General features: G+C 43.3%; 13 protein-coding genes. 6 read left to right on the top strand and 7 right to left on the bottom strand.

The window, feature by feature from the left end:
• Window positions 1-30: 30 nt before the first annotated feature.
• From JMY05_RS02955 to carA, 5 genes are all read right to left on the bottom strand, one after another.
• Window positions 31-645, bottom strand: a complete 615-nt coding sequence (locus JMY05_RS02955) for a hypothetical protein (RefSeq protein ID WP_201614129.1) — start codon at window positions 643-645, stop codon at window positions 31-33.
• A 184-nt stretch (window positions 646-829) separates the two neighbouring features.
• Window positions 830-1798 (bottom strand): hypothetical protein, encoded by a 969-nt coding sequence (locus JMY05_RS02960; protein ID WP_227678088.1) that lies wholly within the window; start codon window positions 1796-1798, stop codon window positions 830-832.
• Window positions 1799-2311: 513 nt separating this feature from the next.
• Window positions 2312-2788 carry a transcription elongation factor GreA gene (gene greA, locus JMY05_RS02965; protein WP_045445504.1) on the bottom strand — a complete coding sequence of 159 codons (477 nt, stop codon included), beginning with the start codon at window positions 2786-2788 and terminating at the stop codon, window positions 2312-2314.
• 395 nt (window positions 2789-3183) lie between these two features.
• Entirely contained in the window at window positions 3184-6438 is a 3255-nt protein-coding gene (carB, locus tag JMY05_RS02970) for a carbamoyl-phosphate synthase large subunit (RefSeq protein WP_201614130.1), read from the bottom strand.
• A gap of 198 nt (window positions 6439-6636) precedes the next feature.
• The gene (gene carA, locus JMY05_RS02975) at window positions 6637-7869 is read right to left on the bottom strand and encodes a glutamine-hydrolyzing carbamoyl-phosphate synthase small subunit (protein ID WP_201614131.1); all 1233 of its coding nucleotides are present in this window, start codon (window positions 7867-7869) and stop codon (window positions 6637-6639) included.
• A 438-nt stretch (window positions 7870-8307) separates the two neighbouring features.
• Between carA and JMY05_RS02980 the strand changes: the two genes are divergently transcribed.
• Window positions 8308-8844 (top strand): gamma carbonic anhydrase family protein, encoded by a 537-nt coding sequence (locus JMY05_RS02980; protein WP_045445506.1) that lies wholly within the window; start codon window positions 8308-8310, stop codon window positions 8842-8844.
• 88 nt (window positions 8845-8932) lie between these two features.
• Here the strand turns inward: JMY05_RS02980 and JMY05_RS02985 are convergent, their stop codons facing one another.
• Window positions 8933-9394, bottom strand: coding sequence for a hypothetical protein (locus JMY05_RS02985; RefSeq protein WP_201614132.1), 462 nt, complete (start codon window positions 9392-9394; stop codon window positions 8933-8935).
• Between the two features lie 269 nt (window positions 9395-9663).
• Between JMY05_RS02985 and JMY05_RS02990 the strand changes: the two genes are divergently transcribed.
• The 3 genes from JMY05_RS02990 (at window position 9664) to JMY05_RS03000 (ending at window position 11898) form a co-directional block, all read left to right on the top strand.
• The gene (locus tag JMY05_RS02990; protein WP_045445508.1) at window positions 9664-10365 is read left to right on the top strand and encodes an HAD family hydrolase; all 702 of its coding nucleotides are present in this window, start codon (window positions 9664-9666) and stop codon (window positions 10363-10365) included.
• Between the two features lie 116 nt (window positions 10366-10481).
• Window positions 10482-11577, top strand: a protein-coding gene (gene prfB, locus JMY05_RS02995; protein WP_157292386.1) for a peptide chain release factor 2 whose coding sequence is annotated in 2 segments (ribosomal slippage) — window positions 10482-10553 and window positions 10555-11577 — 1095 coding nt in all. Because the reading frame shifts where the segments join, the coding sequence is not laid out codon by codon here.
• 36 nt (window positions 11578-11613) lie between these two features.
• The gene (locus JMY05_RS03000; RefSeq protein WP_045445514.1) at window positions 11614-11898 is read left to right on the top strand and encodes a pyrimidine/purine nucleoside phosphorylase; all 285 of its coding nucleotides are present in this window, start codon (window positions 11614-11616) and stop codon (window positions 11896-11898) included.
• Window positions 11899-12006: 108 nt separating this feature from the next.
• Here JMY05_RS03000 and JMY05_RS03005 read toward each other — a convergent pair whose 3' ends face one another.
• Window positions 12007-12459 carry a GNAT family N-acetyltransferase gene (locus tag JMY05_RS03005; protein ID WP_045445516.1) on the bottom strand — a complete coding sequence of 151 codons (453 nt, stop codon included), beginning with the start codon at window positions 12457-12459 and terminating at the stop codon, window positions 12007-12009.
• 182 nt (window positions 12460-12641) lie between these two features.
• Between JMY05_RS03005 and JMY05_RS03010 the strand changes: the two genes are divergently transcribed.
• Together JMY05_RS03010 and JMY05_RS03015 are read left to right on the top strand one after the other, a co-directional pair.
• Window positions 12642-13772: a DNA topoisomerase IB gene (locus JMY05_RS03010; protein ID WP_201614133.1), complete on the top strand. Its 1131-nt coding sequence runs from the start codon at window positions 12642-12644 to the stop codon at window positions 13770-13772.
• Between the two features lie 202 nt (window positions 13773-13974).
• Window positions 13975-15699 (top strand): AMP-binding protein, encoded by a 1725-nt coding sequence (locus JMY05_RS03015; protein WP_201614134.1) that lies wholly within the window; start codon window positions 13975-13977, stop codon window positions 15697-15699.
• The last annotated feature ends 59 nt before the right edge of the window (window positions 15700-15758 follow it).

The raw sequence follows: 15758 nt of genomic DNA on the forward strand, positions 1-15758 counted from the left end.
CGTTATTATCAAAATCATGTGTTTTTAGGGTTAACGAGAATTACAAGGATTAGGTAAAGTTTGAACCACTTCTTCTGAGAAGTATTCTTTGACAATAAGACTTCCTTTTTTATCAAACTCAACATTGTACTTGGGGTAAGCTGCAAAAGCATCAGGGTCATAGGTTGAAGGCAAAGCAATTTCTCTATCTGAAAAAAATCGGCTAGCCATCCATAACTGTTTGTCATGGTTATATGCAACGCTACATCGACTGTTTAGGTCAAAGGCAAAATAACGGCCAAAGTATTGCTCCTTGCCGCCACGACCAAATAGCATGTTAGCACCGCACGGACTACCACAGCCGATATAGACATGATAAGTATCTTTATCGATTTTTTTGAGCGAAGTATGGTTCCAGCCGTAATGACCTATTCCATTCATAAGCATGGTTTCTATTACTTCGCCATTATTTAACGTTTCGCTTTTAAGGATATAACCATCATCGCAATACTCATAACCGTCTTTACTCATATATGCAGTACAAATTTTCGACATATAAAAGCTAGCGTCAAATTCTGGTTCGGCAGCCTCAGCCCAAGATATAGAACTAAAAATACAGCTATAAATAATAAAAACCAATGAATAGAGAGGAGTAAATTTATACATGGAAATAATGACCAGATATTTGTTTTGAGTTAATAGCACTATAGCAAAAGGTTGGTTGTTAAGGAATAAGGTACACTCATCAAAAAGGTCTTGCTGACTAGGAAATTAGCCGGCAAGACCTTTTATTAATTTTAAGATTTACTAAATAACAATATTTTCAAATCTAAACTTTAAAATCTAATTTTTACTGAACCTTCGCACGTATAACAACCGTTTGCGGTGCGTTAGCAGGAAGATCTACCAAGTTCCATTTGAGTCCAGAGTAATTTTCTGTAATGACTACAGTGTTGCCAACTTGTTGGATAGTCTGATAACTGTCGCCGCCTGTTGTCGCAAGCGTTGGTAGTGGGCTATTCAATGATACCAATTGCACACCATTTGGCAGTGACACCATGGCATTGATGTCAGTGACGGGTTGTGCCGTGGTATTGGTATAAGTGGTGTGGTATTCGATGATGTCGCCAGGTGCGATATGGTTCGCAGGTACAGCCACTTCGCGACCATCTTTGTTTTTTAATATTTTCATCACTTTGGTTTGTGCATTCACCACGTCAGGCGTACTAAAGGTCGGGGTCAGTTGCAGAGCATCTAAAGACGTAGATACTATTTGCGTCGTTGCAGGTTGGTTCGTCACTACGGTTGTCGTTGGCGTATTGATGACTGGCAATTGGGTAGCCGTCGTCACAGGCAATACTTGCGTCACGCTAGTCGTCGGCACAGCTATGACATCAACCTTGCTTGTTTGATTGGTCATCTGGTTAGTCACAGGTACGCTCGTAACCGTGGTGCTGCCTTGGGTAACGACCGTATTGCTCGCACCATTACTGGCGACTTGGCGAACCGTATAGCGTGGAACGTTAGTTACTTGAGTCACCGCATAAGGCATGCCGTCTTGCATAGTGATGCCGTTCGGTGTCGCTGTAATGGTCGCGGTTTTACCGTCAGAATACTGCTCAACGACGGTAGTGCTACTACCAGCAGACGAAGTGATGGCGATTTCAGGCGCAGCATGTGCGGTAGATACTGTCAATAAAGCGCCTGCTAAAATTGTTGGAATAGCAGTGCTTAACACGCTTTTTTTGACGAGGCCGTGCTGGGTAAACGTCTTCTTATTTATAGTCAGTAACGCTGGCATATCGATGTGTATGGTCATAATAGATTCCTTTAAAATAACAGTAAATAAAGCCGCTAATGTAGTAGCAGAAAGCAAAGCGTAAAAAATAACGCTTAGAAAACAACACCTAGAAAAGAAAAACCCCCGTCAAATGAGCATGTAAACCATGTCAAATAACGAGGGTAAAGATACTAATGATAGCCAACGTTCGCTATCTCTCCATCATTATTTTAGTCAGTTGCTAAGCACTGATGTCTAATGCTTATAATGAGACACTTGTAATAAGACATTTGTAATAGTCACAAGGCTCAGCATTTATACTCGAGCAATTATGCGCTAAAACAAACAGACTAAAAAAGCAGCGTTGTGTAACTTCTGCTCTATTCATAATGAGGTTGTGTACTGCTTTCTAAGCTCATTTGCTAAGCAAATTTCCAGCTGATTCGCGTTAAAATACTGCTGTCATCAAAAGCTTTTTATTTATCAAAGAATTACCTATCAAAGAATTGCTATTAAAGGCTTTCTATCCAGATATTTATCAAATCAGGAAAATTAATCGTAAATCACTTTCATGATTTCGTATTCGACCACGCCTTTTGGCGTTTCAATACGTGCTTCATCGCCTTCAGACTTACCAATCAAACCACGTGCGATCGGTGAATTGACTGAGATTTTACCCGCTTTAAAGTCTGCTTCGTCATCACCAACGATTTTGTATTGTTTTTCTTCTCCGGTGTCCATGTTTTCGATAACGACGCTCACGCCGAATATCACACGACCATCTTTTGGTAATGTTGCAGGATCAATCACTTGCGCGCCGCCAAGTTTGGCTTCGATATCACGGATACGCGCTTCACAAAAACCTTGCTGCTCACGAGCAGCATGATATTCAGCATTTTCTTTCAAATCGCCGTGTTCACGGGCTTCAGCGATAGAAGCAGTGATGCGTGGACGGTCGATACTTTTTAACTGTTTTAATTCGGCTTCTAGAGCCGCATGTCCTTGCGGAGTCATGGGATAACGTTGCATGTTTTTTCCTTAAACCAATAACACCACACCATCTCCTACTCTTAGTGAATAGTGAGATGGTGTCAGTGTTGTTGCAATGAGTATGTGAAGATATAAAAAGAATGAGGTTTAGACTGCGTAACAACTAAACACGCGCTTATCTGTGAGCATGGATACACTGACAAACAAGGCACTTTAACCTTACGTAATAAAAAGCATAGTCGCAGTTTAGCCACTATGCTTTTTAGGTCTATCTTTTTAAAACTTTATTTTTTTAAAGTACTGCTTTTTTAAGCCGTACGTTTTTTTAAAGCCCTATTGTTATATGAAAATCGATAACAAGTTTTGCATCCGCTGTTAAACGAGCGTTGCCGTTATGCTTAATCTACTGAAATTATGCTGCTAAGTCAATAGAGCTAAGCAATAGTCTTTGCTTGTTCGTGCAAATCTTGTAGCTTATAGACCTCAAACGGTAGGTCAATGGCATAAGATTTACAAACCGCGTCTGCCGCCCCTAAAGTCGTCACATAAAATACTTTACCTTGCAGGGCGCTACGGCGGATAGAGAATGAATCCTCTTGTGCCTGTTTGCCTTCAGTGGTATTGATAATAAGGTCGATTTTACCATTTTTCAAGGCATCGACGATGTGCGGGCGACCTTCGGTAACTTTATTGATTTGCTTGCACTCAATACCGGCATCGCTCAATATTTTTTGTGTACCAGTGGTTGATACAATGTTAAAACCAAAGTCAACAAGCTGGCGAGCGATAGGGGCGATTTGTGCTTTGTCACTATCACGTACTGAGATAAAGACAGTTTTAGTTTCGCCTTCGGTCGGTAGACCTGGCAGACGCTCATTGCTACCGATAATGGCTTTGTAGAATGCTTCGCCAAAGGTTTTACCGACGCCCATCACTTCACCCGTTGATTTCATCTCAGGGCTCAAGATTGGATCAACACCAGGGAATTTAGCAAATGGGAATACTGCTTCTTTGACCGCGAAAAATGCTGGAACGATTTCAGTGGTAAAGCCTTGGTCTTTTAGTGAGGTGCCAGCCATGCAGCGTGCCGCGATTTGCGCTAAAGAAGTACCGATACATTTAGAGACAAACGGCACGGTACGGGCAGCGCGAGGGTTCACTTCTAAGATATAAATCGTTTCACCTTTTACGGCAAACTGTACGTTCATTAAGCCGACAACACCAAGCTCTTTTGCCATGGCGACCGTTTGCGCGCGCATCACATCGCACAGCTCATCAGACAATGAGTAAGGTGGCAATGAACAGGCTGAGTCACCAGAGTGCACGCCAGCTTGTTCGATATGCTGCATGATACCGCCAATCACGACGTCTTTACCGTCGCTAACGCAGTCAACATCGACTTCGATCGCATCGTCTAAGAAGCGGTCTAGTAGGACAGGCGCTTCGTTTGATGCTTGTACCGCCGTACGCAAGTAGTGTCTTAGCTCGTCTTCGTTATAGACGATTTCCATCGCGCGACCACCAAGTACATATGATGGGCGTACTACCAGCGGATAGCCAACGTCTTTTGCCTTGACCAAACCATCTTCTAAGCTAGTGGCTAAAGCATTGGTTGGTTGGATAAGATTCAATTGCTGAATCATATGTTGGAAGCGTTCGCGGTCTTCTGCGCGGTCAATTGCATCAGGGCTAGTACCGATGATTTTGACACCAGCAGCTTCAAGGGCACGGGCTAGTTTCAATGGTGTTTGACCACCAAACTGCACAATCACACCATCAGGATTTTCGATACGGACGATTTCAAGTACATCTTCTAAGGTGATTGGCTCAAAATACAGACGGTCTGAGGTGTCATAATCGGTTGAAACCGTTTCAGGGTTACAGTTGACCATGATGGTCTCGTAGCCGTCTTCGCGCATAGCAAGGGCTGCGTGTACACAGCAATAGTCAAACTCGATACCTTGACCGATACGATTAGGGCCGCCACCGATAACCATAATTTTCTTGTTATTTGTTGGGTTGGCTTCGCATTCGCTATCGTAGGTTGAGTACATATAAGCGGTGCTGGTGGCAAATTCTGCTGCACAGGTATCGACGCGTTTATAGACTGGATAGACGTTTAAGTCCCAGCGCTTTTTACGTAGTTGCTTTTGTGAGACACCAAGGAGTTTTGCTAAACGCAAATCTGATAAACCTTTACGTTTAAAGCTGCGTAAGTTCTTCTCAGTTAAACCACCAAAACCTAACGCTTTAACTTGTGCTTCAGTTTTCACGATATCTTCGATTTGTACCAAGAACCATGGATCGATTTTGGTTAAGTTGAATACTTCATCGACGCTCATACCGACACGGAAAGCATCCGCAATATAATAAATGCGTTCAGGCGTTGGGATGGTTAAGCGATTGGTGATTTCGCTACGTGCCTTTTCAATGCTAACTTTCGATAAGTCAATTTGCTCATCAAAACCATCATTGCCAGTTTCCATACCACGTAATGCTTTTTGCATCGACTCTTGGAAGTTACGACCAATCGCCATCACTTCACCAACCGATTTCATTTGGGTTGATAAAACACTATCTGCTTGTGGGAACTTTTCAAAGTTAAAACGTGGAATTTTGGTCACGACATAATCAAGTGCAGGCTCAAAGCTGGCTGGCGTTTTGCCACCTGTAATGTCATTTTGCAATTCATCAAGCGTATAACCAATGGCTAATTTTGCCGCGATTTTAGCAATCGGGAAGCCCGTCGCTTTTGAGGCTAGGGCAGACGAGCGTGATACACGTGGGTTCATCTCGATGACAACCATGCGACCCGTATCAGGGTTAATACCGAACTGAACGTTTGAGCCGCCGGTTTCTACACCAATCTCACGCAATACTGCCAATGAGGCATTACGCATGATTTGATATTCTTTATCCGTCAAGGTTTGTGCTGGTGCAACCGTGATTGAGTCGCCTGTATGTACACCCATTGGATCAAAGTTCTCAATCGCACAGATGATGATGCAGTTGTCGTTTTTGTCACGAACCACTTCCATCTCGTATTCTTTCCAACCGATTAACGATTCATCGATGAGCAATTGATGGTTTGGTGATAAGTCAAAACCACGCTCACAAATCTCGATAAATTCGTCGCGATTATACGCGATACCGCCGCCTGAACCGCCCATGGTGAACGACGGACGAATGATACACGGATAGCCCATTTTTTCTTGGGTCGCAAAGGCTTCTTCCATAGTTTCAGCGGTTTCAGCTCGTGGACACTCAAGACCGATACGCTTCATTGCTTTATCGAACAAGTTGCGATCTTCTGCCATTTCGATAGAGTCTTTGGTCGCGCCAATCAATTCGCAGTTGTACTTGGTCAGTACGCCATGCTTATCTAGATCTAATGCGCAGTTTAGCGCCGTCTGTCCGCCCATCGTTGGTAAGATCGCGTCAGGACGTTCTTTAGCAATGATTTGCTCAACGGTCTGCCAAGTAATTGGCTCAATATAAGTCGCGTCCGCCATGGTAGGGTCAGTCATGATGGTCGCAGGGTTTGAGTTGACCAAGATGACGCGATAGCCTTCTTCTTTTAGCGCTTTACAGGCCTGTGCACCCGAATAATCAAACTCACATGCTTGACCGATGACGATAGGACCTGCGCCTATGATAAGAATGCTTTTTATGTCGATACGTTTTGGCATAGTTAGGGCTACCTTCGTTAGTATGATATTTTAATTGATTTATATTCGGCTAAAATCGTATTTGAACAGTGCTATATTTTAATAAAACAACACTTTAATAAAACGATATTTTGCGTGGCTTAGCTTAAACCATCATGCGTGATCTAAGCTGTATAACGAATACTTACTGTTTGCTAATGACTGATACTTAAAAGCTGATTAAGCTTTAGCCTTTGCCATCATATCTGCAAACTTATCAAACAGTGGCGCGCAGTCATGTGGACCAGGGCTGGCTTCTGGGTGACCTTGGAAGCTAAAGACTGGCTTGTTGGTCAGCTCGATACCTTGGTTGGTACCATCGAATAATGAGCGATGGGTAGATTTAACATTAGCAGGCAGTGTGTCTTCATCAACCGCGAAACCATGGTTCTGACTGGTAATCATAACCGTGCCAGCTGCTAAGTCTTGAACTGGATGGTTGGCGCCGTGATGACCGGTTTTCATTTTAATGGTGTTTGCGCCGCTAGCTAGACCAATCAGCTGATGACCTAAACAGATGCCAAAGGTTGGCACATCAGTTTTTTCAATGATATGACGTACGGCATCGATAGCATAGTCGCAGGCTGCAGGGTCGCCAGGACCGTTTGATAAAAAGATACCATCTGGGTTCATCGCCAGCACATCTGCGATAGGCGTTTGTGCAGGAACGACGGTTACATGACAGCCGCGGTCAACCAGCATACGCAAGATATTGGTTTTGCTACCGAAATCGTAGGCAACCACGTTATATTTTGAGTCAACATGCGTGCCCAACTGCTTAAAGAAGCCACCGGTACCGCTATCATGACTGCCAATGGCAGCACGGTTAAGTAGGGTATCTGATAAATCCCACGTACCTGCTGTCCATTCGAACGTCTCTTTAGTACAGCATTCTTTTGCCAGATCCATGCCTTCGATACCAGCAAACTCTTGTGCCAATTTGATGGCTTGTTGCTCGTCAGCAGCGCTGATAGTCTCGCCGTCTGAGGCGGTCATAATACAGCCATTTTGTGCGCCTTTATCACGTAATAGGCGGGTCAATTGACGGGTATCAATCTCAGCGATTGCAACGGTATCGTTACGTGATAAATAGTCGCTTAATGATTCTGAGTTACGGAAGTTTGAGGTGACCATCGTTGCATCACGGATGATAAGACCGTCGGCCCATACTTGATGACCATTGCCAGACTCAGTGTCCTCGCTATTGGTACCAGTATTACCGATGTGCGGATAGGTTAGGGTGACCAGCTGGCGCGCATAACTTGGGTCGGTTAGGATTTCTTGGTACCCTGTCATGGCTGTATTAAACACCACCTCACCGACACGATGACCGAGACTGCCGATACTCACACCGCGAAAAATCGTACCGTCTGCTAATGCCAAAATTGCTTGTATTTCTGCCGATGAATTCAAGGTTTGCCTCCGCTGTTATTAGTGAGTGCCATGATTTCCATGATGAAATTTTGGATTGAACGCGGCTTTTTGTATCGCAAAAATTGCTATTAATGGATACTAAAAAACACCTAAACCCAAAATTTTTCCACAAAAAAGCGAGAAGACATTATTGATGGAAACTACAAAACCCACTAGATAGTGAATAGGTAACTTGCATCATGTCCGCTCGCTTAGGCACAGATTTTGCGCATTATATACAATCTGCCCGCAGATAGCCAGCCGATTTTTAGATTGAAAGTATGCCTTTAATTATTAGCCGTTAATAGCGCTGGATTTTCCCTTTTGGCTTTGCCACAATGGACAGCAAATCGAGATATCTGGTTTTCATGATTGGTTTTTAGGATTATTTTTCATGATTGACCTATTTCATTACTATTAATATAACAAGGAGCCGTTATGATTTATCAATATTTAGACAAGGTGCCCGAATTCGCGGTACCTTTTAATGGTTGGGTCGCAGACTCAGCACGAGTGATAGGTGATGTCTATTTGGGTCATCAAGCTAACGTGTGGTTTGGGGCAGTGATTCGCGGTGACAATGAACGCATTCATATCGGCGATTATAGTAATGTGCAAGAAAACAGCGTCATTCATACTGATGCAGGCATTGAGGTCAAAATCGGCAACTATGTCACCATTGGTCATTTAGCGATGCTGCACGGCTGCGAAGTTGGTGACAATAGCTTAATTGGGATTGGGGCAGTGGTATTGAACAATGCCAAAATTGGTAAAAATTGCATTATTGGTGCCAAAGCTTTGGTCACCGAAGGCAAAGTTATTCCGGACAATTCTTTAGTGATGGGCGCACCAGCCAAAGTGGTGAAAACATTGACAGATGAGCAAGCAGCGATGTTGAAATTATCAGCAATGCATTATGCGGAGCGTTGTCAAAAATTTAAAACGTGCTTAACAGAAGTGGCCATGCCTGATTAAGCAGAAATTTATAAAGAATCCTTGAATTGTTTGATATTGATCTATTTTTTTATATAAATCAGGCAAACGTTTTTTACATAGAGAAGCTTTATACCATCAGCATCATGACCAGCCAAATGATGGCAAAAATGATGGCAAAAATGATAATACCAATAATCAGTCCGCGAAAAATATCGTGGCGTATAGAGTAGTCATTAAGGTAAGCGTTATGATTGGTTGTTTCGTTGATGTTGAGCGCATTGACGCTTTCAGCGCCAGCATTTTTACCAACGATAAAACCCATGATTGCGCCTACGACCAACATAAATGGGGTGAATAACCAAAAAACGTCGCCATTACCTATACCAGCTATTGAGCGAATGACAACAATGGCAAGATCGATCAGTAAACCGCCAACGCCGTACATCACACCATTTAAGAGCGCATACAGTATACGGTCGAAAGGTGATTGATAGCTTTCACCCAGCTGACGTTGTCTGATTTCTTTGATCGAACGGGCAGGGCGACGCGTTTTACTTGGCAAGACAGTTTTGACATCAGGCGTTTCCATGCGATTCTCTATTTTTATGATGAAGTAAGCAAAACAGATACTAGGGCGTATCACCATTTTTAGCACCATTTAGGCACTTTCGTTCAGATTGAGGACACAGCCTAACCACAAGTTATATAAATAAATTTACCATAATTTTGTTTGGTAAACAGTAGCATTCACTAAAAATTATTGAGAAATTTTTTCATATCATTATCTATCTCCAAAGCGGAAGTTATTAAAAACCAGTTGTATTTCTGTCCTTCAACAAACAATAATAAGGTCTCATTATGCAGGCAACACAAGCACAACTTTCTCCAAAAGAGCTGGCACTTTTTGATTTAGACCATACTTTGCTCGACGTCGATAGCGACTATTTATGGGGCGAGTATATCGTCAAACACGACCTCGTCGATGAAGCGCAATACCGCACGGCCAATCAAAAGTTTTACCAAGACTATATCGAAGGTACGCTTGATGCGACGGAATATAATGAATTTGTGGCGCAGTTTTTAAGTAGCTTGCCGATGGATAGATTGCATGAGCTACGAGAAGACTATATTAAAAGTGAAATTGAGCCGCACATACGCCCAAAAGCGATGGAAGTACTTTGTCAGCATGTTGAAAAAGGTCATGAGGTGGTGATTATTTCTGCGACCAATGATTTTGTGGTATCCGCCATTGCCAAGCGTTTTGGTATCGAAGGTGCCAATGTGTTATCAACGCCGCTTGAGATAAAAAATGAGCGCTATACGGGTAAACTTACCGACAAGCCAAACTTTAAAGAAGGTAAGATTTATCATCTTAATAAATGGATAGATAAGCAAAAATCAGCGGGTGTTGAGTTTGATAAAACTTATGCTTATTCAGATTCCAAAAATGACATTCCGCTGCTTGAGTGGGCGGATGTGGCTATTTGTGTGTCACCTGATGACGCGCTGCATGCGCATGCGTTAGCCCATCGCTGGGCGGTTGAGGATTGGTCGATTTAGGCTGTTTAACGTTATTTAATATAAAGCCAGTCATAATTAGCCAACTATTTATTGTCAATCTCATTTAAAATAGCGCCATATCAGTGAGATATTTATTTAAAAAGACAGGAAACCTTATGGAAATCAATCCGTATCAAGAACGAATCAAAGATTTATCAGAGCGTGGGCAGGACTTGCGGAGGTATCTTTGACTTCGATGGTAAGCAAGAACGCTTAGAAGAAGTCAATTTAGAGTTAGAAAACCCCGAGCTATGGAATGATCCAGAGCGTGCGACTAAAATTAATAAAGAAAAAAGCCAGCTTGATGGTGTCATCGATGTTGTGGTGTCGCTTGAGAGCACATTGGAAGATGCGTCTGCCATGCTTGAGCTGGCGGTAGAAGCAGAGGATGAATCCTTGCTGGCGGATGTGCAAGCAGAGCTCGACAATGCGGAGAAACGCGTTGCTGATTTAGAGTTCCGTCGCATGTTTAGCGGTGAGATGGATCCTAATAACTGCTACTTAGATATCCAGTCGGGTAGTGGTGGCACTGAGGCGCAGGATTGGGCAGAGATGCTGTTGCGTATGTATACACGCTGGGCGGAATCGCATGGCTTCAAAGTTGAAGTTATTGAAGTGTCTTCTGGTAGCGTGGCTGGTATTAAATCAGCAACGATTGAGATTAAAGGGGATTATGCTTTTGGTTGGTTACGTACCGAAATCGGCGTGCATCGCTTAGTCCGTAAATCGCCATTTGATAGCAATAACGGTCGTCATACCTCGTTTGCTGCCGTTTTTGTGTCGCCTGAAATTGATGATAATATCGAGATTGACATCAATCCAGCAGATTTGCGTATCGATACTTATCGTTCATCTGGCGCAGGTGGTCAGCATGTGAACACGACTGATTCTGCGGTACGTATCACCCACGAACCAAGTGGCGTGGTGGTCACTTGTCAGAATGAGCGTAGCCAGCATGGGAATAAAGCGACGGCGATGAAGTTGTTACGCGCTAAGCTTTATGAGCTTGAGATGCAAAAACGGATGGAATCTCAGCAAGCGGTCGAGGATGGCAAGTCAGACGTCGGTTGGGGCAGTCAAATTCGCTCTTATGTACTCGATGATTCACGTATCAAAGACTTGCGTACTGGCGTTGAAACCTTTAATACCGGTGCGGTACTCGATGGCGACCTCGATCAATTTATCGAAGCGAGTCTAAAAGCGGGATTGTAAAATAAAATAGTAATTAATATTTAATTAAGGAAAATTATGCCAAGCGTTAACAGTTATTTTGATAATAAAGTCACTTCTATTGCCTTTCAAACGGCGACTAAGCCTGCAACAGTTGGCGTGATGGAAATTGGCGAGTACGAATTTGGCACCAGCGAATTTGAAACCATGAGCGTGGTCAGTGGTGCATTGACGGTCAAATTGCCAGAAAGTGATGAGTGGCAAACCTTTAATGCGGGTGAGCAATTTACCGTTGAAGCCAATCAGAAGTTTCAAGTAAAAGTGGCAGTAGAGACTGCTTATTTATGTGTTTACGGTAAATAAGTATTTTTAGAGTAGTAGTCAACAGATTAACGCCAAGTGTTTAACGCTTGGCGTTTTTTTATGGTTGCATTTTGAGATAAGTTTGAGTCATAAAGTATTGGACAACCATTATAAGTTTTTACGATATTGCACCATGTCTGTTTGAGTGGCGATTGCGTCATAGAGTTTGCGCGCCGTGGTGTTGCCCTCTTGTGTCGTCCAATACACACGGTTGCAGTTTTTACTATGAGCGAACTCATACACCTTTTCAATCAGTACTCGTCCTACGCCTTGTCCGCGTACCTGTTCATTGACGTATAAGTCTTCTAAATAACAACACTCAGTGGTATTCCAAGTATTGGGGTGTAGCACCACATGGGTGATACCTACTAACTTATCGTCCTGCCAAGCACCAAAACCATAAATCGGCACGTTACTATCGAGCAAACTGTGCCACGTGTTTTGGATGGTACTTGATGGCAAACTGGTCTCATAAAATTTTAGATAGTTTTGCCACAAAGGTAACCAAAATTCGTAATCGGCTTTAGATAATGCTGCTATCTTTATAGAAGTATTTTTCATTGTGTTTTATTCAAATTAAATTGTAATTGTTGTCAAATTATGGCTCAAAAGCTCATTATTTAGAACCCTTTTAAGCATGTTTTTTTTACACATCGATTACACTTTGCTCGTGGCAAATAAACAGCAAAAACCATCGCAATTCATTATGCTAAAACGACTATTTTATCAATCGAGTATGTATTATGGCGACGCTAAATGACCAAACAACCACGCAAGACATACGCCATGATTATGAAAAACTCGCTCGCCTTGCTAATCTGCGCTATGTCAGTGATGATGAGCTTGGGTTTACGCGTAGGCGTTGGGGGCGCGGATTTACTTATAAAGATGCCACAGGCAAAACGGTCAAAGACAAAGCCTTGCGACAGCGTTTTAATGCGCTAGTGATACCACCGATGTGGTCAGAGGTTTGGATATGCCAAGATGATAAAGGGCACTTGCAATCGACGGGGCGCGATGACAAAGCACGAAAACAGTATCTGTATCACCCTGAGTGGGATCGCGTACGTGACCAAGCCAAATTCGATGCCATGATAGGCTTCGCTAGAGCATTGCCGAATCTACGTGCGCAAGTCGAAAAAGACTTGAAAGCCAAATCATTATCCCGTGAAAATGTCTTATCAGCAGTGGTCAAACTATTAGAAACGACCTTGATTCGTATCGGCAACAGCCGCTATGCCAAGCTCAATAAGAGCTATGGTTTGAGTACTCTACGCAGTAAGCACGTGAGCGAAACTGATAACGGACTGGCGTTTGATTTCGTCGGTAAAAGTGCCAAAGAGCATCATATAGAGCTGCAAGACGAGCGTTTGATTGAGATTGTACAGGCATGTTCTGAGTTACCTGGTTATCAGATTTTTAAATATTTGGATGACAAGGGTCATAAACAAGTCGTCGACAGTCGCGATATCAACGACTATCTACGCACGCATACTAGCGGTCATGGTCGTGACAGTGAGATGTATAGCGGTAATTTATATAGCGCAAAGGACTTTCGTACTTGGATGGCCAGTGTCCTTGCCGCCAGTTACCTGAATGATGAGCTACAGAGCGCTCAGGGCAAAGCAATATTAGCCAGTGAACCTGATAGTAAAGCGCGTCAGCAACTGGTGACTGATATGGTAAAAAGTGTCGCTGATGAGCTGGGCAATACCCCTGCTGTCTGCCGAACATCTTATATTAATCCCATTATTATAGAGCGCTTTTTGGCTGGTCAGTTCTTTGAACCTTATAAACAAGCGCGCCGTGGACGTACTAAACAGCATCAAAGTTATGAAGAAAAGGCGCTGCTGGGATTTTTAAGTGGCTGCTGAGTGCTTTGAAATAAAGTTCCATCAAGAGTTTGTGATTGAATTATAAAAATGATACGTTATGTATTGAAATAAATTTAAAAATGCGTTACTAATAGAGCACACGCACGTTGATACGTGCAAGCAGTTTATAGGATAGGACTGTTTTTACTACTCATGAATCGCTGAGAGAATCAGTGACCCTCGATTGCTAAAGGATTAGCTTATGAACACCTCTTCTTCCGACCCATCATTCGTAAATACCACTTCAAATCATACTGCACACCCGCCAATGAGCTACAGCGATTACTATCATAATTTTGATATGAACGCGCTATTGACAGAAATATTTGGCGAGCATTTAGATGACCGTTTAAACGCCTATATGGCGTGCTGTGGTCGTCATGTGCGTGATGGTCGCGGTGATAATATTGCACTGGTGCATGAAGATACGTCGGGCAATGTAACGCGCATGAGCTTTGCTGAGCTTGATAAGGCAAGCGCACAAGTCGCCAATTTATTGCTGTCTTATGGCGTGCAAATTGGTGACCAAGTGGCAACTATGCTACCTCGCACTCCTGAGCTGCTCACCATTGTACTCGCGACTTGGCGGATCGGTGCGGTTTATCAGCCGTTATTTACCGCCTTTGGCTATGATTCGATTAAGTATCGGATGGACAAAGCCAATACCAAAGTGGTTTTTACCAATCAAGAAAATCGTGGCAAGTTTGACGACTTAGCGAAGCAAACCAAAATGGTGCTGGTTGGTAGCAAGGTAGATGCGCAAAGCTGGGGTGATGATAGCTACGCTGAAAAGGTCGTAACGCAGTCGCAAACGGTAGACGCGGTTTCATTAAATACCGATGCACCCTTTCTGCAAATGTTTACCTCAGGTACGGTTGGCAAATCAAAAGGCGTTAGTGTGCCGCTAAGTGCGCTCTCAGCGTTTTATCTTTACATGCGCTATGCGATTGACTTGCGAGCGGATGATAATTACTGGAACATGGCTGATCCAGGCTGGGCATACGGTCTTTATTATGCGATTACAGGACCTTTGTTATTAGGGGTAACAACGTATTTTAATGAAGCTGGCTTTGATGCTGCCAATACCCGCGACTTTATGGTACGTCATAAGATTAGTAATTTAGCGTCCTCACCGACAGCGTTTCGGATGATGAAATCGAGTGGCGTCTTTGAAGCTGCTCACAATGACAATAGTAATGACAATGAGGCTAAATTATCACTGCGCTGTGCCAATTCAGCAGGCGAGACCTTAAATACCGAAGTGGTCAATTGGGTTGAAACCTATTTAAACTGTAAAGTCTGCGATCAGTACGGGCAGACCGAGACGGGAATGACTTGCTGTGAGCATCATGCATTAGCACATGAATGTCCAGTTGGCTCGATGGGCATGGCGCTACCGGGGCACACATTGGTAGTGTTAGATGATGATATGAATATATTAGCTGATGGCGAACAAGGACAGCTTGCCGTAGTGGTCAGTCAATCGCCCGCATTTTATTTCCGCGGCTATAGCTGGAACGAAAAAGACGCCTTCGCTGATGATTACTATTTAACAGGCGATGTGGTTGAGCGTCACAGTGATGGCAGCTATTGGTTTTCAGGGCGTGATGACGACATTATCATTACCGCAGGTTACCGAGTTGGACCAACCGATGTTGAAAATACCGTGCTGGAGCATGAGGCAGTCGCAGAGTCAGCGGCAGTTGGAGTGCCAGACGAAGTGCGTGGTCATACCATTAAGTCGTATGTGGTGCTAAAAGACGGTATCGAAGGCACGGACGAGATTGCCAAAGAGATTCAAGACTTAGTCCGCAGACGTCTATCAACGCATGCTTATCCACGTGAGGTTGAGTTTGTAAAAGAGTTGCCAAAAACCCCAAGTGGTAAAATTCAGCGCTTTTTGCTGCGCAGTTTGTCTGCGGCCTAATGAAGCAATGCACTCATATCGTCAGGTTAAGATAAAAATCGATGACTGATAAAAATAAC

The organism is Psychrobacter sp. JCM 18902 (assembly GCF_904846615.1).
In the GTDB taxonomy this organism is placed as follows: domain Bacteria; phylum Pseudomonadota; class Gammaproteobacteria; order Pseudomonadales; family Moraxellaceae; genus Psychrobacter.